This window comes from Rhizobium sp. BK275 (assembly GCF_014193555.1).
Taxonomy (GTDB): Bacteria; Pseudomonadota; Alphaproteobacteria; order Rhizobiales; family Rhizobiaceae; genus Rhizobium.
Genome location: NZ_JACHZL010000001.1, coordinates 1 through 18665, shown reverse-complemented (window position 1 = coordinate 18665; position 18665 = coordinate 1). Strand labels below are relative to the sequence as shown.

The following is an 18665-nucleotide window of genomic DNA, read 5'->3' as shown; positions in this document are numbered from 1 at the left end:
CCGTCTTATCTGGCAATCCTGCCGCTGGCAACTCGTGCTGTCGGCATGCGACACGGTCACCCGCCAACAAATATGGAGAAACCAGATGAGCCGCGATACCGAATTGCTAAATGCGATACAAACCTATTTCGATGCGCTCTACGCTTGCGATCTCTCGCTCTTTGACCAGATCTTTCATCCAGCCTGTAGCCTGTTCGACGCTGACGAAGGCGCAATCACGGTGGACCCGATTGCAAATTATCGCCAGGTGATCGCCAGGCGAGAGTCTCCCGCGAGCCGCTCGCAAGACCGTGAGGACGAAATCATTCTGATTGATTGGCTTTCGCCAGCTGCGGCCACCGTGAAGGTCAGGCTGCGGATCCACGCCAACATCTTTATCGATCATCTTTGCTTCGTGAAAGGCATTGATGGCTGGCGGATCGTCGTAAAGGTCTGGCACCTTGAAAGTGTGAGGGCGTCGTCGTAGCGCCGAGATCGAGGCAGGAGGGTAAAACATGATCTTATCGTACGAAGAACAGTCGCCATCGATCGATCCCGATGCCTGGGTAACGCAGGACGCGACGGTCTGTGGCGATGTTACCATCGGTGCGGGTAGCAGAATCATGCATGGTGCTCGCTTGGTGGCGGAAGCCGGTGGATCCATCCACATCGGACGGAATTGCATCGTGTTCGAAAATGCCGTGATCCGAGCCACCAGTCGTCATGACTGTTCCATTGGAGACCATTGCATAGTCGGCCCTAACAGCCATGTGGTAGGCGCGCAAATTGACGGCGAAGTTTTCGTCGCAACCGGGGCAGCCGTGTTTCACGGGGCGCAGATCGGACGCGGGTCAGAAGTCCGCATCAACGGAACCGTGCATTTGCGAACGCGGCTGGAGCCGGGCTCAACCGTGCCGATCGGATGGGTCGCCGTCGGTGACCCGGCGGAAATTCTGTCCTCCGATCAGCACGAAGCCATATGGGCACTCCAGAAGTCACTGGACTTTCCCGGTTTCGTTTATGGCGTAGATAGAAGCTCACCCGATGTGATGAAAACAATTACGTCGCGCTTGTCCGATGTTCTTGGAATTCATCGAGCCGAAAGCAGTTGTTAGATGCCACGAAAACCCCGACCGGTTCGAGATTCGCCTTGGCTCTACCGCTGCCATTAGGGCTTCCATGGCGGCGTCGGCCATCGTCCTTGCATAGAGGCTGGCCAGCGGGTAATCCATTGGCTAAGGAGTTCCCGAGCTGTTCATTTTGCGCCACTCTTCGTACTCTCCGCGGGCATCGTCATGCAGCGGATAGTAGCGCTGCAACGACCCGCCCCCCATGAGCTTCATGCGCGAGAACTCTTCCCAATCGTGATGCTTTTGCGATTCTTCGATTACCTTCGAGGCCATTGTGACTGGAAGCACCACCACCCCGTCATCGTCGGCGACGATGATGTCTCCGGGGATGACCGTGACGCCGCCGCAGGCAATCGGAACGTTGACGGCGTTGGGATAGATGCCAGTCTGCACATGATAGTTGGGCGTCCAGCCGCGTAGCCATAGAGGGAGATCCAGCTTCTCGACATTGGGCCGATCGCGCATGCAGCCGTCGATCACGATGCCAGCGCCGCCTCTACCCTTGAAATAGGTCGACATCATATCGCCGAAGACGCCCGAGCTCATGTCGCCGCGCGCGTCGACCACGACCACATCGCCCTCCTGCACGTAATAGAGCACATGGCGGTGCAACTGCGTCTCCGGATTTGCATATTCCCCTTCGGTGAAGAGGTCCGGCCGCTGCGGCATGAATTGAAGCGTCAGGGCCGGCCCGACGATCGACTTCCCTCGGCTCTGCGATACCGGACCGACCATATGCGGATTGCGGAAGCCCATGTGGCCGAGCGTACCGGCAATGGTCGCGGCGCCGATCTCCTTCAGCGCATCGATCAGCTCTCTGGGCGGTCGCGTAATATCGGGCGTATGCGTCATTTTAGGCTCCGGTGGATGAAACTACCAGTTTGTGACAGAACCGTCGCGGCGCTTCAGGTGAGGCGCTTCCCAGAAACGAAAGCTCTCCGCCTTGATCGCCTCTTCGTTGACCTCGACGCCGAGCCCCGGCAGGTCGCTCACCGGATAGTCAGGGCCGTCGAGGCGTGGTTGCACGGGAAAGAAGTCGGAATTATCGAAGCCGAGCTTTGCTTCGGGCGCCCTGGTCTCGAGCCAGGCGAAATTCGGCACCGCAGCGGCGAGATGGATGGTCGCGGCTGTGCAGACTGGACCAAGGGGATTGTGCGGCATCAGGTCCACATAGTGCGCCTCGCTCCAGCCCGCGACCTTCATCGCTTCAGTGAGCCCGCCAACGTTGCAGACATCGAGCCGGTTGAACTGATGGATGCCGCGCTCGATATAGGGCAGGAATTGCCACTTGCTGGCAAATTCCTCGCCAATGGCGAAGGGGATGTCAGTCATCCTGCGCAGGGATTCATAGGCCTCCGGCGTTTCGTCTCGTATCGGCTCTTCGAGGAAATCAAGCACGCCACGGCCGAGCTTGTTGCAGAAGCTCGCCGCCTCTGCCACCGACAGCCGGTGATGATAGTCGATGCCGAGGACGACGTCGTCGCCGAGCGCCTCGCGCGCCTTGTTCAGCATCCGTGCGGTCGCGCCGATCGACTCGCGCGGCTCGAAGATGTCGTTGCTGCTTTGCCCGATGGGGAAGAAGCGGATCGCCTGCCACCCCTGTGCGCGCAGTTCGCGGGCTCGTTCGATGGCAACATCGCCCTCGGCCTCGTCGCCGGTCGAGGCGAAGGTCGGAATGCGGTCGCGCTGCTTGCCGCCCAAGAGTTGGTAGGCCGGCACGCCCAGCGCCTTGCCCTTGATGTCGTGAAGGGCAATGTCGATCGCCGAAATCGCCGCCTGCAGAACGCGCCCGCCTTCGAAATATTGGCTGCGATAAATTTCCTGCCAGATTCGGCCAACCTGCATCGGATCGCGACCGATGAGAAACTCGCGATAGTGCTCGATCGCGCCGGTCACGGCCTTCTCGCGACCGCTCAAGCCGCTCTCGCCCCAGCCGAAGATGCCGTTGTCGGTCTCAACCTTGACCAGCATCTGATTACGCGTTCCCACCCATACTGGATAGGGCTTGATCGCCGTGATTTTAAGCTTCGCAGTCATCCACGCCCTCGTTTCGCACGCATCCGCCTGGTCTCAGTTGGCCTTGAGGGCCATTTCCGTTTCGCCGTCGAACAGATGCATCCGCTCCTGATCGAACTCGAGCCAAATCTGTTCGTCGGGCGTGACGGCAATGGTTGGCGGAACGCTGACATTGACGATGGCGCCGGAGAGAAACGCCTGCACGAAGGTGACGTCTCCGGTCGGCTCCACCGTGTAGGCCTTGGCAGGGACGCTTCCAGGCATCGCACTTTTATGCAGTTTGATCGTCGAGTGGCGTGCGCCGAGCACGACTTTCTTGGTGGATGACCTTGCGACCTTCTGGGCGTTGCGTGGCGAGAGTTCGAGGCGCCAGCCCTCCGCGCTGGTCAACACGGCCTCGCCGCCTGCCGTTGACGCCTCTAGCGGGACAAGGCTCATCGCCGGGCTGCCGACGAAGCTGGCGACGAACATGTTCACCGGATGGGCAAAGACCTGCGCCGGAGTATCGTATTGCTGCAGGTAGCCTCCGTTCATCACCGCCATCCTGTCGGCCATGGTCACGGCTTCGAGCTGGTCGTGCGTCACGTAGATGATCGTCGCCTTGAGGTCCTGGTGGAAACGCTTGATCTCCGAGCGCATCTGCACGCGCAGCTTTGCGTCGAGGTTGGAGAGCGGCTCATCCATCAGGAATACCGCCGGATCGCGAACGAGCGCGCGGCCGAGCGCCACGCGCTGCTGTTGGCCGCCCGAAAGTTCGCGTGGCTTGCGCTCGAGCAGCTGCGTCATGTCGAGCACGCGCGCTGCTTCCCTGACCTTTTTGTCGATCTCGTCTCGCGGCAGTTTGCGCATCTGCAGCGGGAACGCCAGATTCTTGTAGACAGATTTCTGCGGATAGAGCGCGTAGTTCTGGAACACCATTGCGATGTCCCGGTCCTTGGGGTCGAGGTCGTTGACCACCCGGTCGCCGATGACGATGTCCCCAGATGTGATGGGGATAAGCCCTGCCACAAGATTGAGCGTGGTTGTCTTGCCGCAGCCTGAAGGGCCGACAAGCGCAACGAATTCGCCGTCATTGACCGTCAGCGAAACATCGTTGACAGCTTTGAAGGCGCCATAGGTCTTGACCAGATCTTTGAGGACCACGTGGGCCACAGGCAACTCCCCTAGTGCTTGACTGCGCCTTCCGTGAGGGCGCGTACGAAGTATCGTTGAAGAACGAGGAACAGGACCACGACGGGCACGCTCATCATGAAGCTTGCCGCCATCAGGCCCGGAAAATCCGTCGTGTTTTCCGAGAAGAAGCGCTGGATGCCGACCGGCAGCGTCAATTGCTCGTTCTTGGAGAGGAAGGTGTAGGCGTAGATGTACTCGTTCCACGCGCCGATGAAGGAATAGATCGCCGTGGCGATGATGCCCGGCGCCGAGAGCGGCATCACGATCAGGAGGAAGGCCTGGAACCGCGTTGCCCCGTCGATGCGTGCGGCCTGCTCGAGCTGGACCGGGATGTTGTCGTAGAAGCCCTTCAGGAGCCAGATTGCCAGCGGCAGGCCGAATGTGAGGTAGGTGAGGACGAGCGACCCATGCGTGTTCACCAGCCCGATTGCGCGCATCAGGATGAAGAGCGGCACGAGAAAGATCACAGCCGGGAACATGTTGCGAAGGAGGACGGCGAAGAACAGAAAGTTCCTGCCCGGGAAGGTGAAGCGCGAAAAGGCGTAGGCCGCAGGAACTGCCACGATCACCGAAAGGATGGTCGTGGCAGTGGAGACGAAAAGGCTGTTCCAGAAGAAGCGCAGGAAGTCCTGGCCGACGCTGTTTTGCGGATCGAGCAGCTTCTGGTAGCTGTCGAGGGTCGGTTGGTCCGGCCACCATTGCGGCGGGAATTGCATGGCCGCGAAGCCGGATTTGATCGAGGTCAGAAGCATCCAGACCATCGGCAATGCAGTGTAAAGCAGCATGAACACGAGGAAGATGCGTCCGCCCCACCGCCATCCATCGATGCGCGTACGGCGACGTGTCTGGCTTCGATGAACCGTCTCGGCAATCGCGCTCATTCGCTTCCGTCCTTCCGTTCGTTACCGCTCAGCGCACGGACGTAGAAATAGCCGAGCGACATCAGGATCAGGAACAAGAGCACCGAATAGGCCGATGCCACCCCCCAGCGTTGGCGGCCAAAGGCGAGTTCATAAATGTGGGTGATCCAGATATGCGATGCGTTCGACGGCCCCCCGCCGGTCATGATCCAGGGGATGATGAAAGAATTGAAATTGGCCACTGCGAGCAGAAGGACCGTCACCGTCGAGACGTTTCTCAAGTGCGGAAAGGTGACGTGCCAGAACCGCTGCCACGCATTGGCTCCGTCGACTTTCGCGGCGCGCAGCAACTGGTCGGGAACCGTCTGCAGGCCAGCCATCATCATGATCATGGCAAACGGAAACTCTCGCCAGATGTTGACGACGATCAGCGAGGGCAGCACCGTGCTGACGCTGTCGATGAAGTTCGGCGGCCGATCGGCCAATCCGAGGCCGACCAGCACCGCGCCGATGATCCCGAAGTCCGAATGGTAGATCCACTTCCAGATATAGGACGCGGCGACCGCGCTGATGACCCAGGGAATGATCAGGATGGCACGCAGGATGCCGCGGCCGACAAAGTCGCGATGGAGCGCCAGTGCGCAGGCAAACCCCAGGACAAATGAGATGAAAGTGGATCCCAGTGTCCAGATAAGAGTGTTGGAGGTGACTTTCCAGAACACCGGACTTGTGAGGATGGCGGTGTAGTTGTCGAGGCCGACAAAAATCTTGTCACGAAGCTGCAGGCCAGGCGGTGTATTGAAGAACGACAGCTCGATCGTATAGTAGATAGGGTAGGCGATGACGATGAGCATCACGGCGATCGAAGGAAGCACATACGCATAGTCAGCGCGATGCTCCCAAATCTTTTGCAGCACGCCGGACCTGTCGGGTTGCAGTCCTCGGCGCGCATCGGCCTTATCAGTCAAGATCGTCACTGTGCCTGCCCTCGTTCTTCGGAAGAAACCGGCTGCAATCTCGGCGCAGCCGGTCAGATCGTGGTCAGGCTCGGACTAGAGACCGCCATCCATCAGGTCTTTGACCTTCTTGGCCGCGTCGTCCGCTGCTTGGTCGACGGACATGGCGCCGGTCAAGGCATTCTGCAGCATGTCCGGTATGATGATATTCATGATCTCGGGCGACTGTGGCAGCGCCGGGAACGGGATGCCGTATGGCAGCATCGAGGTCGTGACATCAAGGAACTTGATACTATCAAGACGCTCCTTCATCCATTTGGTCTTGAAGCCGTTAAGGTTTCCCGGGTTAGAGCCGGCATAGGCCATCTTCAGTGACCATTCGGGGCTCGTCCACATGCAGATGATAGCCTTTGCAGCCGGCTCGTCTACCTTGCCGCCCTCGACATATTCGGGCTTCAAGATGTGAATGTTGGAGCCGCCGAACACGACGGCACGCTTGCCGTCGGGGCCTGTCGGAATCAGGCCGTAGCGCATGTTGTCGATGACGGTCTGCGCTTTTTCCTTGTCGCTGCCCGTCGTCTTCTTCTGCAGGTCGAGCATGACGTTATAGTCGGACGGGTGCGAGATCATCATGCCGAGCTGGCCAGCGAGGAAGAGGGGCTGGTTGTCGGCCTGCTGATTGGTGAGCGCCGAAACCGGAACCGACTTGTCGCGAACATACATATCGTACGAGGCTTGCAGCGCCGCCTTGCTCTGGGCGGTGTTTAGCTCGACCTGCTTATAGGTCGGGCTCGCGGTGGCCTCGTCAAAGACGCCGCCGCCATAGGCCCATAGCTGCGGCATGAAACGGTACGGCGTATTGCCGGCATTCTTGCGCGCCACGAGGCCGTAACCGGCAATGCCGAGCGTGTCGTGGATCTGCTTGGAATATTTGACGACGTCGTCCCAGGTTGCCGGAGCCTTGTCCGGATCAAGGCCAGCACGCTTGAAGATGTCGGCGTTCCAGATGAACGCCATCGTCTCATTATTGGTTGGGATGCCGTAGGTCACCCCCTCCCAGGTTACGGCCTTCATCGCACCGGGCCAGAAGTCATCGGTCGAATACCCGATATCTTCGGGTTTGAGCGGTTCCAGATAGCCCTTAGAGGCGAATTCGGTGCCACCAAGGATTTGCAGGCGCACTGCCATGGGCGCTGCATTGCCTAGAAGTGCAGTCCGGAACTTGTCCAGAAGATCATTATAGGTGAGCGCTTGTTCCTCAAGCTGGATGTTTGGATAGGTTTTGCGGAAAGTCTCGAAGAAGTCCTTGTAATACTGGCGCAGGAGGTCGGGGTCGCCCTCGAACACGCCCTGATACCAGAAAGTCAGTCGCCCCTTGTAGTCGAGCGGAGTGACCTTGGCGCAATCGCCGGCCGTGTCGAACTCCTGTGTGCCGGCGATGGAGCGTACGTATTCCGGCGACCACTTGCTCAGGTCGACCGGCGCACCCCGCGCAGACACGGACATCAACGATACCATCAAAGCAGTCGAGATAGTGCCGCGCAAAACCGCACGGCGGAGTGAAATCCTCGTCATAGGTAACCTCCCAGGTTTTCTCCCATGCCGCTCTGCGTCGAGGCGAGCGGTCTTCTCCCCGGCCGCAGGACCTTCCCTGATGTATCCCTTCGACCTGATCATACGTTTTCAGATCACAGATTGTCTGTCAATGAGAGAAATCGTACATTGTTTTGGGAAAATTCGCGTGATATCGGAATGATCTGTGTATTGATTGGGGACCATCTTGGCCGAAACGAGCGATTTTAAAGCGCAGCCACCCGAAGGCATCGACGCTATCGGGGCCTCCAGTGAGGGTGCCTCGCTTTATCAACTGATCAGGGAAGACATCATCGAAGGGCGGCTTGCTGCCAACGAGCGGCTTGTTGTCACCGATCTCGCCCGGCGCCACGGCACCTCAACCAACCCCGTGCGCGAGGCTCTGCAACTGTTGCGCGGGGAGGGCTTTGTCACCTTCGTTCCCAACCGCGGAGCGCGCGTGAGGCCCATAGATCAGGATTTCGTTCGGGACATCTACGAGATCGGGGTCTTGATCGAGCCCGCATTGACGAAATGGTTCGTGAATATGGCCACCGTCGAGGATATTGCTGAACTCGAACGCATCCAGAGCCTGATTGAAGAGAATAACTTCGCCGACCCGTTCAGGCACAGCGAGCTGGACACCGCCTTTCATACCGTCATGTACCAGAAGCACTATAACCGCCATGCCGCCGAGCTTTGGTGGAAGCATCGCGAAGTGCTGCGAGCCGTGAGCCGGCGTTTCGACTTCACGCTCGCCCGACGTGCCGCGATCCTTAGCGAGCATCGCGAGCTCATCGCGCATGTAAAAGCGGGACATGCGAACGAGGCAGCCGACCTTATTGCACGCCATGTCGAGGGCTCCGGCCGGCACATCCTCGAACATATGCGTGCGCGTAATGCCGCTCGGGCAGGATAGAATCCATAACCCTTAATATCGTTATCCCCACCACTTCAGTTAAAGGCAGTCGAGATGAAAATCACCAGCGTTCGGCCGTGGCTTATCAAATCCGATGCTTCTTATTGGGGGGAGTTCCTGTTCGTTGAAGTGACGACCGACGAGGGGGTGAGCGGCTGGGGCGAGATCACCACCACGACAAGGCTCGCCAATCGCGCCCTCTGTACGATCCTGCGGCAGATCGGTGCCGCTATTGCCGGCGAAGACCCGGCGCGGATCGAGTATCTGTGGCACAAGATATTCCGCAGCTTCACCTACATGGGCAGTCGCGGCGCCGCAGTCGAATGTATAAGCGCCATCGACATCGCCCTCTGGGACATCCGCGGCAAAGTTCTTGGCAAGCCAATTTACGAACTGCTTGGCGGACCGCTGCGCGATGAAATTTCGCTCTACACCCATCCCAACCAGCGCAACTTTACGAGCAAGGAGGCGGTCGTCCGGGAGATTCGAGACATCGTCGAGTCTGGCCACACTGCACTCAAGTTCGATCCTTTCCCCTACCAAGGCCGCACTGCCGATGGGCTGCCTCGCGAACAGCGGGACGGCTACCTCGATGGCAGCATGACCCGCAAAGATGAGCGCGAAGCCGCTGAACTCACGGCCCTGATCCGCGAAACGGCGGGGCCTGATGTCGACATCCTCATCGATGCGCATGGCCGGTTCGACGTTCCGACCGCCATTCGTCTTTGTCGCAGTCTCGAGGAAGCTGGTCAGATCGACTGGTTCGAAGAGCCCTGTCCGCCGGAGAGCCTCAGCGCCCTCAAGCAGGTCCGCGAGAAGGTCAGCGCCGCAATTTCGTGGGGCGAGCGCGGCCACACGAAATGGGATTTCGTGCCGGTGCTCGAAAACAAGCTCGCCGACTACATCATGCCGGATGTCACCTGGACCGGCGGCATCACCGAACTCAAGAAGATTTCTGCCTTATGCGAAGCCTACTACATCCCGGTCTCGCCGCATGACGCCGCAGGGCCGATCAACGTGGTTGCGGGCGCGCAGGTGATGATGACCGTTCCGAATTTCTACAAACTCGAAACGTCGGAATGGAACCTGGGCAAATATGATCACCTCGTCGACAGACCACTCGATGTCTCGAACGGCAGCCTCACGCTTACCTCCAAGCCCGGTCTCGGCGTCGAAATCAACCGCGACTACCTCCAAGATCACGAGATAGAGCTGGACTAGCTGGCCACGCCCGACGCCACCCCAAAGTGCCCTCCCACCAGAACGAGGATAAATCATGCTAGAGGCAGATGGAGCCGACGAAGCGCTTAATCGGGTGAACACGCATTCCAGGCCGTCCGATCTTCGCATCACCGACATGCGGGTGGCCGAAATCGTCGGCGCGCCGTTCACCTCAGTGCTGCTCAAGATTTACACCAACCAGGGCATCGTCGGGCTTGGCGAGGTGCGCGACGGTGCCAGTGCCACCTATGCGCTGATGCTGAAGAGCCGGTTGCTTGGCGAGAACCCTTGCGACATCGATCGACTGTTTCGCCGGATCAAGCAGTTCGGCGGGCACGGGCGGCAAGGCGGCGGCGTGTCGGCGGTTGAAATCGCCTTGTGGGATCTTGCCGGTAAGGCCTATGGCGTTCCCATCTACCAGATGCTCGGTGGCCGGTTTCGGGACAAAGTGCGCGTCTACTGCGATACCGACGCCACCGTGCCGAGCGGTACCGAGACCGGCAAGCGTCTCAGAGAGCGCATGGCGCTCGGATACACCTTTCTCAAGATGGATCTGGGGCTGATGCAGATCGCGGATGTGCCCGGTGCGGTCGTGTTTCCGGCCGGCTCTCTGGAAGGATACCGTGACGATCCCCGTCGCGGGCCGCTGAAGACCATTGAAGAGCGGCGTCTGCGCAACGCTGCCTACGATGTGCATAACGTCCAGCACCCGTTTACCGGCTTGCATTTTTCCGACAAGGGCCTCGACCTGCTCGAGCAATACATCGCCGAGGTTCGTGAGGTCATCGGCATGGATGTGCCGCTCGCCATCGACCATATCGGCCATATCTCGATGCAGAACGGCATTCGCCTTGCCAGGCGAATTGAAAAATACGTGCCAGCCTGGCTCGAGGATGTGATCCCATGGCAGTATACCGAGCAATACCGACAACTGCAGGACGCCACCACGGTACCGATCTGCACCGGTGAGGACATCTACCTCAAGGAGGGCTTCGAGCCTCTGCTCAACAGCGGCGGCGTCTCCGTTATCCACCCTGACCTGCTCACCAGCGGGGGCATCCTGGAGACCAAGAAGATCGGCGACATGGCACAGGACCATGGCGTCGCCATGGCCATCCACATGGCAGAAAGCCCGATCGCCGCCATGGCCGCCGCACATGTCGCCACAGCAACCGAAAACTTCATGGCGCTCGAATACCACTCCGCCGATGTCGACTGGTGGGACGATATCGTCACCGGCCCTCCGAAGCCTCTGGTGAAGGATGGTTTCATCACTGTTCCGGACAAGCCGGGTCTGGGGATTGACGACGTCGTCGACGAAGTGATCTCGCAGCATCTGCAGCCGGGTGTCACCGGCATTTGGCGGCCTACGGATCACTGGGACGATGAGTATTCCTGGGATCGCACGTGGAGCTGAAGCGAAAGGGAACGAAGATGAAGATCACCGATCTCCGCTGCGCCGTTATCGGCAGACACCCGATCGTCCGCATCGTGACGGACGAGGGCCTCTATGGTTTGGGCGAAGTCGAATTCACCAAGTCCTACCTCAAGCCCTTTGTGCTGCATTTCCGCGAGGCGCTGATCGGCGAGGACCCGACTGATGTCGAGAGAGTGATGCTGAAGATCCGCCAGCGGGGTTCTTTCAAGCCGTACGGCGCGGCGGTGAGCGCAATTGAGCATGCGCTGTGGGATATTGCCGGCAAGGCCGCGGGAGTGCCCGTCTATAAGCTGCTCGGTGGCAAGGTGCGCGACAAGGTGCGCGTCTACAACGGTTCGATCCGCCAGAAACGCACGGGTGACCGGCCGGAGGATTACGCCGCTGACGTCAAATGGATGATGGCGCAGCCGCAGAACTTCTTCATGGTCAAGCAAGGCATCTCGTTCCACTCCAACATGAAGGATACCATCGAAGGCTTCCATTACGGCGTGACGCAGAAGAAGGCCGGCTATCACGGCGCCATGGATCAGGGCGTGATCAGCGAGCGCGGTTTCAATCACATGCTCGACTGCGTGATCGCAATGAAGGAAGTGCTGGGCGACAAAGTCAGCCTGGCGCTCGACTGCGGCCCGGGCTGGATGCTGCCCGATGCGATCAAGTTCGCTCGCGCGGTCGAGAAGTACAATTTGATGTGGCTCGAGGACATGCTGACGGGCGACTATGTGCCGTGGGTCAATCCGCAGGCCTATCGGGAACTGACCACCTCCACCTCGACGCCAATCCACACGGGTGAGCAGATCTACCTGCGGCACAATTTCAAGGAACTGATCGAGACGCAGGCGGTGCGCGTCATCGGCCCCGATCCAGCCGATATTGGCGGCATTGCCGAGCTTAAATGGGTTGCCGAGCACGCCTACATGCACTCGATCCTGATGGCACCGCACGGCACCGCCAACGGCCTGCTGGGCCTCGGCGCGTTGATCAATGTCTGCGCCACGTTGCCGGCAAATTACGTCGCGTTCGAATATCCGAGTGCCTCCGATCCCTGGTGGGAAGATTTGGTAATCGGCTTGCCGCCGCAGATCGTGAAGGACAGCATGGTGGACCTACTGGAAGCGCCGGGCCTGGGTCTCGATATCGACGCTGAAGGAGCCAGGAGATATCTCAGCGAAGAGGATGCGGGCTTTTTCGACTGAACCTGCCTCCCAATGCGGTCGTCAATCTCGCGACCGACACCGTTTCCGGCGGAGATGCGGCAGGCGACCGTTGAAATGCACGGTACGAAATTGATGAGAAGTTCCATAACGTATGTTATGCGATCTTTTTGGGGATTTTAGTGAACAACCTGTCGAGGATTGTTCATGAACCGTATCGTATCCGTTCTAATCCGGCCTCTCGCCTCTCGCATTGGTGCGTTGGGCGCAAGCGCTGTCTCCGGCGCTATGGCCGTTGATCCGGCTCTGTCGGCCCGCGTTGAAGCGTGGGCCGCTGCCGGTGTCCTCCTGTTGGCGGACCTGCTGCTGTCAGCGAAGCGGGCCAAGTCACAGGAGGGTCGTTAATTCCTGAATTTCCTCGCTCCCGTTATCGGGGGCGCGTTCGGCCTTCTTGGCGGGGCGATGAAGGATAAGTCTGCGAAAAAGCAGGCCGATCAGCAGTTCAAAAATGACATGGCTGCGATGGAATTGCAGCGTCAATGGGACCTTGAGGACCGCGACGAAGCGCGGGCCTATTCTCGTCAGGTCTATTCAATGCTGGTCGAAGACGCGGAAGCGGCGGGGTTCAACCCGCTGACCGCGCTGCGTAACGGCGGCGGTGCGAACTATAACGCCGCTGCCGGTATGGCTCCCCTCTCCCGCAAAGCGCCTGTGAAGCAGGCGGTTGGCGGCTCGGCGGTAGGCGATGCGCTGACCGGGATCGGGGATTTCATCTCAAACTTTGATCCGTTCGCGGATCAGAAGCGCGAGCAGGAATATCGGCTGATTGAAAGCCAGATTTCCGCGCTCAACGCGGGCGCGCTTTCCGGCGCTCCGCGTGGTGCCGCATCGTTCGCCCAGGGCGATTTTGAGCGCCGCCCGTCTGGCGGGGCCGGTGCACTGAGCAAGGCGAATAGGCCGGGCGAAGGAACCATTGTCGGCGGCGATAATCCAGAGGTGTCGAGTATGGGGTGGAATGACGGAACATGGGGTCTGTTCCATGCTCCGTTTATGCCGAACGGTGAGACGGTTGAGACCATTTATGGCGACAACGAGATTTTGAGCACCCTCTATTCGGCTGTGAAGATACCGATGGATGGTGCGTACAGCGTTTATCGCAACGGCTGGTCGGCCTATGAGGCCGGTAAGAAGTGGTGGAAGTCTAAGCCCGACGTCAAGTTCGATCCCAAGTATCGCGACGAGTATTTCAGAAATATACGTGAAAGTGTGCCATCGCTCGCGCGCTGATCTAGTCAGTGGCGATAGCAACGAGGGCTGCGATTGCGCCTATTGCGAGTGCAAACGGTAGTAAACGCAAGAATAGGCGGAAAATCCACACGTATAGTTCGATGTATAACTTAATGAGGGTCGGCATATGTCCTCCAAGAGAAAACCCTGCGCCGCCTGTATGCGGCGACGGGCGAAGATAAAGAAACTTCTACGAGTATTCAAGAAAGGAACTCGAAAGTGAAAGCACCGAATGCAAGTGACATGAACCGTATGCGTACGCAGCCGCTTGTTGCGCCGCGTACCATGCGCCGCCAGTCGGCGCGCGGGATTACCTCCCTGCCCGCTGGCAAGATGGTGCCGATTGCGGCCTTTCCGCTGTTGCGTGAAGACGCTGTGAAATCGGGCCGTCTCCGGTTCAACTTCGAGCACATGGAGACGGCGGAAGTCCTCATGAATGCCATCAACGTCCGCATGTTGGCCTATTTCGTGCCCATGCTGGCCCTCGACCGGTTCAACGGCTCAATGGATCAGCTCAACCTCTCCTATGAAGGCAAGCCGCCGCTAGAAGGCGAAGCGGTTGTGCCATATATCGAGCAGGTCGCGTTCGGCGCGCATGGCTCGAACGCCATTTATCGGTATCTCGGCATGCATGGCCGTGAAACGCAGATGGTCAATTCGGCCTATGTCGAGGCCTATAACCAAATCTGGAACTTCCGAGCGAAGAACCGTTCGCCGGACCTTTCCCTGCGTACCCGTCTGCAGGCCGATCTGGCACCAGCCTTTTGGGCGCATGATCAGTTCCGCCACATGGTGCCGGATTTCGATCAGGCGATTATCGACGGCGAGGTGCCGCTTAACATTGTCGGGTCGCAACTGGCCGTCTATTCGGCAGGCGGCGGCAACACGATCCCGGTGAGCGGTAATCCGAAGTTCGTGACGGCAGAAGGCAACAAGGATATTGCCGTCAAAGTGACGACTGGCGACGTTTACACGACGCCGGCCGCTACCAACAATCGCTCGGTAACGGGGATGGCCGGACTAACCGCTGGTTTGGCGGGCGTCTATGCCGAGCTGCAAGCGAACGGCATTACCGTGTCGCTCTCCAATATCGAGATGGCGCGGAAGACGCAGGCGTTTGCCGAACTTCGGCGCCAATACAATCAGCATGATGATTACATCATCAATCTGCTGATGGATGCCATCAATATCCCTGATCAGGCGTTTAAGCAGCCGATGCTCCTGGCCGATAAGCGGACGATCTTCGGGCAGGCGAAGCGCTACGCGTCGGACGCCGGAAACCTGACGGAAAGCGTCGTCAACGGAATGACGGCGCTGGATATGTCGATCCAGTTGCCGCGCGTCGGCATGGGCGGCGTCATCATGATCGTTGCCGAGATCACGCCCGATCAGTTGTTCGAGCGGCAGGAAGACCCCTTCCTGACGGCGCTGTCAGTCGATGATCTGCCGCAATATCTGCGCGACACGCTCGACCCTGAAAAGGTCGATGTCGTGAAAAACAGCCGCATCGACGTATCCCATGCAACGCCCAACGGGACGTTTGCATATGAGCCGCTGAATGCGCGGTGGAATATCGACGCCCCGCGCGTCGGCGGCGTCTTCTACCGTCCGACGGTGAATTCGTCGTTTGACGAGGATCGCCAGCGTATCTGGTCGGTCGAGACGCTCAACCCGACGCTTTCGACGGACTTCTATCTGTGCACGAACATGCACACCAAGCCGTTCGTCGTGACGAACCGCGATCCGTTCGAAGTCGTCTCCCAGGGCGATGTTTACATCGAAGGAAACACCGTGTTCGGCGGCCATCTGGTCGAGGCCACGAATGATTATGAACAGGTGCTTGCGCAGGTGCCGCAAGCCCGTATCGAGAAGGCTTGACCATGGTCGTGAAACTTAACTCTCTGGCCCGTTGGACCGCCCTGCCCGCAACGGATGCCATCGTGTTCGATGGCTCGGATGTTGCGGAGCGCCGCGTGCGGATCAATTTCAATTTGGAAGCCGTCACCTCGTTTTTCATTGGTGACGAAACTGGCGAAAGCTTCCTCTGCACGCTTGGGCCGGGGCTCGACACTGTCGAGTTCAATATTGCCGGTTCGTTCAAGGTCTACGCCGAGAAGGGTAGCGGCATTGTCCAATACCAGAGCGCGGACCTCGAGCCCACGCATGCGGAAGTGGTCGATCCGGTGATTTTCACCAAGATCGCACAGCGCCGCCATCGCAATCCGGAACTGGAAGAAATGATGTTCCGTATGCAAGCGAACATGGAGCGGCGTTTCGCGCTCCAAGCGGATGAAATCGCTGCGCAGTATGCGCGCCAACTCAAGGAAATCGAGGATGCAAGAGCAGCCGAAACCGTCGTTGCGCCAGCGCCTGTTGCAGCTGGTGGAAGTGAAGTACCAGCACAAGGCGCAGCCGGTGAAAAACCCGGCGAAACTGCCGGAGCGCCTGTTGCAGGCGAACAACCGGGAGGCGGCAGCGGTGCAAGCGCCTGACGAACTCGGCGTGGTTGACGGATCTACCTATGGCGCGGAACTCCGCGCCATCATGGACAGGTCGTTTTGCCTGGCGGAGCGCTACAGGGCGCAGCAAGCCCGCGCGGATCGCGCGGGCAGTCACCCCGACATCGTCGAGTTTGAACGGCGCTTCACAGCGCGGTTTCGAAAACTCGGCGTGCCCATGTTCGCGCACTGCTTCGTGCGCGGCATGGTGGAACAGGACAGCCTTTTTGCGGCTGGCCTGTCCAAGGCCCACGGCGGGCAAAGCCCGCATAACTACGGCCTCGCGGTGGATATCGTGCATGGCACGAAGGCGTGGGACCTGACGCGCAAACAGTGGGAGCTGGTCGGCCATGTTGGTCACGAGGTTGCCCGCCAACTCGGCGTTAATGTCGAGTGGGGCGGCGACTGGAAGTTCTACGATCCGGCCCACTGGGAGATCGCCAATTGGCGAGATATCGGCACGTCATGGTACGAGCCGCTGCGTACGCCTGAAGGCCGCGTCTAGCGGCCTGCCGCACCGGGGCCGTGCCATGCTTGCATGGCCCCGGTGAATTGAGCGTAGCGAAACTAGCGGGATATCGGATCAGCGTGCTATGAGCCGCGCCGCATCCCGTAAGTTGTAGAGCTCCCCTTCGGCATATGAGAAGCGCGCCCGCCGTTCGTTCGGCGGTCGCGTAGTCGTGCCTATCCCCCAGCCCGCTTGGATCAAAGCTGGCTGTAGGGCTGGGGGATAGGCGCGGCGGGCACACCCTCCCCTTGGTACTAGGTGCATTTAGTGACAGGACACCAAAACGCATGTGCTTGAACCCCGTGAAAATCGCTGATGTCGGCTTTGTGGCCTGTCGCGAATGCTGGCAATGCCGGGAAACCAAAATCGATGATTGGGTTGGCCGGAACATTGCCGAAAGTAAGACTGCAAAGGCCTCGCATGTGGTCACGCTGACCTACGGGCAGGATCGCACAACGGGCGATATCGACCATATCCGCGCAGCCGTGCTGACTTACTCCGATGTGCAAAAATACCTCAAGCGTCTGCGTACAAACGGGTATCCTCCGAGGTATTTCGTTGTGGGCGAATACGGCTCGATGAAGGGCCGCGCACACTGGCACATCATCCTCTATTGGCAGGGCGAAGTCCCTGACCATAAGCTCCGTGAAAACTTCATGGAGAAGCATTGGCCGCACGGTTGGTCCTATTGGGACAAAGCATCGCCTGAGGCGGTGCGCTATGCGTGCAAGTACCTGCTGAAAGACCCTGCGGACGAAGAGCAGCAGGGCTGGGGGCCAATGCCATCTAAAAAGCCGCCGCTGGGGCATGACTACTTCCGCTGGTTGGCGGATGAGCATGTCCAGCAAGGCTTATCCCCTCAGAGCCTTTTCTATTCGTTCCCCGATGTTCGGCGGATCAATAAGCACGTGCGCGCCTCCGGCGCTAAGTCGCTGCGTGAGAAGGCTAAGCCTGTGCAGTTCCGCATGGGTGGAAAGACGGCCGAGAATTTTCTCGGCTATTTCCTCGATCGGTGGCGGGAAGTCTACCAGGACGATCCGCCGCGATCGGAACCATTGTGGGCCTATGAACATAAGCTCCTCGAAGCGTATCTCGCCCGAATCGAAGAACCTCGTTTCGAGCGCAAGGCGAAGGGTGCCGTCCCTGTGGCGGCTCCTTTCGAAGGTGCGAGGGTGCAGTTTTGCGAGAAAGCAAACTGCTATTTCACTGACACAGGCGACAAGCGTCTGTGGTATTCATTCGATACCGATGGAGATGCCGTATGGCACGAAAGCATAAGACCAGACGCAAACAGAACGTCCGACCGGAGGCCGCAAAAGCGCGTGTTGCTCCAAGGCAATCCGCGCGCGAAGAAAGACCCGGACAGCGGGTACTTATCGGGCTACCGGCAACAGTCAAAAGGCGAGTAATGCAGCTATCCAAGTCGGCTCCGGTTCACTTGGATGTGCGGTCGTCGCTTGGGGTCTCTAATCATCGTGACCCCGCTCCCACCTCCCTGCCCTCCTCGGCGCAAGCGAGGAAGGCGGAAAAAACCATAACGGAAAAACACCGTCCTCAATCCAAGCTGTCTCTGACGCCTCACACTGAGCCTGACGCTAGGAAGTCGTCCCCTGTGGCGCGCGAAGTAAATACGTGTAAAAAGCGTCCTGACAGCAAAAAAGCAGCCCGTTCTAAGGGCGGCGGCGGTGGAAAAAAGTACATTCCGTGGTGTGGGTAGTTGACGAAAACCTGCAAATCAGATGTACATGAATTGTTCGCCGCGTTGTAGCGGCGAGAAACTCCCTAAGTGATTGAAAATACACTGTCACTAAACCCCTGAAATTCCATACCGTATGTTATGCGACACTAAAAGCACAAACGGTACATTCTATTTCCAAGCGCGACATGCCAGAAAAACAATGGCTTCCCTTTGGAGATTTTGGAATGTCTCGATGCTATTTGCAATTGACCCTCG

General features: G+C 58.9%; 17 protein-coding genes. 11 read left to right on the top strand and 6 right to left on the bottom strand.

All coding sequences use genetic code 11. The features are described from left to right. The first annotated feature begins 85 nt into the window (after positions 1-85). The gene (locus FHT82_RS00080) at positions 86-466 is read left to right on the top strand and encodes a nuclear transport factor 2 family protein (RefSeq protein WP_183725126.1); all 381 of its coding nucleotides are present in this window, start codon (positions 86-88) and stop codon (positions 464-466) included. 28 nt (positions 467-494) lie between these two features. Then, a complete protein-coding gene (locus tag FHT82_RS00075) occupies positions 495-1094 on the top strand; it encodes a gamma carbonic anhydrase family protein (protein WP_183725124.1) in 600 nt (199 codons plus the stop codon). Between the two features lie 120 nt (positions 1095-1214). On the opposite strand, the gene FHT82_RS00070 is transcribed toward FHT82_RS00075, so the two are convergent. From FHT82_RS00070 to FHT82_RS00045, 6 genes are all read right to left on the bottom strand, one after another. Then, positions 1215-1961, bottom strand: a complete 747-nt coding sequence (locus FHT82_RS00070) for a ribonuclease activity regulator RraA (RefSeq protein WP_183725122.1) — start codon at positions 1959-1961, stop codon at positions 1215-1217. Between the two features lie 21 nt (positions 1962-1982). After that, positions 1983-3146, bottom strand: coding sequence for a mandelate racemase/muconate lactonizing enzyme family protein (locus FHT82_RS00065; protein ID WP_183725120.1), 1164 nt, complete (start codon positions 3144-3146; stop codon positions 1983-1985). 33 nt (positions 3147-3179) lie between these two features. Continuing rightward, a complete protein-coding gene (locus tag FHT82_RS00060; protein WP_183725118.1) occupies positions 3180-4277 on the bottom strand; it encodes an ABC transporter ATP-binding protein in 1098 nt (365 codons plus the stop codon). A gap of 11 nt (positions 4278-4288) precedes the next feature. Further along, positions 4289-5179 (bottom strand): carbohydrate ABC transporter permease, encoded by an 891-nt coding sequence (locus FHT82_RS00055; RefSeq protein WP_183725116.1) that lies wholly within the window; start codon positions 5177-5179, stop codon positions 4289-4291. Beyond that, on the bottom strand, positions 5176-6135 hold the full coding sequence (locus tag FHT82_RS00050; protein ID WP_183725114.1) for a sugar ABC transporter permease: 960 nt from the start codon (positions 6133-6135) through the stop codon (positions 5176-5178). The genes FHT82_RS00055 and FHT82_RS00050 overlap by 4 nt, the downstream gene beginning before the upstream one ends. Positions 6136-6210: 75 nt before the next feature. Then, positions 6211-7689, bottom strand: a complete 1479-nt coding sequence (locus tag FHT82_RS00045; protein WP_183725112.1) for a sugar ABC transporter substrate-binding protein — start codon at positions 7687-7689, stop codon at positions 6211-6213. A gap of 205 nt (positions 7690-7894) precedes the next feature. Between FHT82_RS00045 and FHT82_RS00040 the strand changes: the two genes are divergently transcribed. The 9 genes from FHT82_RS00040 (at position 7895) to FHT82_RS00005 (ending at position 18120) form a co-directional block, all read left to right on the top strand. Further along, complete coding sequence (locus FHT82_RS00040; RefSeq protein ID WP_183725110.1) at positions 7895-8605, top strand: GntR family transcriptional regulator; 711 nt, start codon at positions 7895-7897, stop codon at positions 8603-8605. A 54-nt stretch (positions 8606-8659) separates the two neighbouring features. Beyond that, entirely contained in the window at positions 8660-9826 is a 1167-nt protein-coding gene (locus tag FHT82_RS00035; protein ID WP_183725108.1) for a mandelate racemase/muconate lactonizing enzyme family protein, read from the top strand. Between the two features lie 55 nt (positions 9827-9881). Next, positions 9882-11243 carry a mandelate racemase/muconate lactonizing enzyme family protein gene (locus tag FHT82_RS00030; RefSeq protein WP_183725106.1) on the top strand — a complete coding sequence of 454 codons (1362 nt, stop codon included), beginning with the start codon at positions 9882-9884 and terminating at the stop codon, positions 11241-11243. A 17-nt stretch (positions 11244-11260) separates the two neighbouring features. Next, positions 11261-12460: a mandelate racemase/muconate lactonizing enzyme family protein gene (locus FHT82_RS00025; protein ID WP_183725105.1), complete on the top strand. Its 1200-nt coding sequence runs from the start codon at positions 11261-11263 to the stop codon at positions 12458-12460. A 420-nt stretch (positions 12461-12880) separates the two neighbouring features. Beyond that, positions 12881-13705 (top strand): hypothetical protein, encoded by an 825-nt coding sequence (locus FHT82_RS00020; protein ID WP_183725103.1) that lies wholly within the window; start codon positions 12881-12883, stop codon positions 13703-13705. A 219-nt stretch (positions 13706-13924) separates the two neighbouring features. Then, positions 13925-15583, top strand: a complete 1659-nt coding sequence (locus FHT82_RS00015) for a hypothetical protein (RefSeq protein WP_183725101.1) — start codon at positions 13925-13927, stop codon at positions 15581-15583. A 2-nt stretch (positions 15584-15585) separates the two neighbouring features. Then, a complete protein-coding gene (locus FHT82_RS30210) occupies positions 15586-16197 on the top strand; it encodes a hypothetical protein (protein ID WP_246698013.1) in 612 nt (203 codons plus the stop codon). Positions 16198-16249: 52 nt separating this feature from the next. Then, a complete protein-coding gene (locus FHT82_RS30205) occupies positions 16250-16708 on the top strand; it encodes a M15 family metallopeptidase (RefSeq protein WP_348647578.1) in 459 nt (152 codons plus the stop codon). 290 nt (positions 16709-16998) lie between these two features. Continuing rightward, on the top strand, positions 16999-18120 hold the full coding sequence (locus tag FHT82_RS00005) for a hypothetical protein (RefSeq protein ID WP_183725098.1): 1122 nt from the start codon (positions 16999-17001) through the stop codon (positions 18118-18120). Positions 18121-18665: the final 545 nt, after the last annotated feature.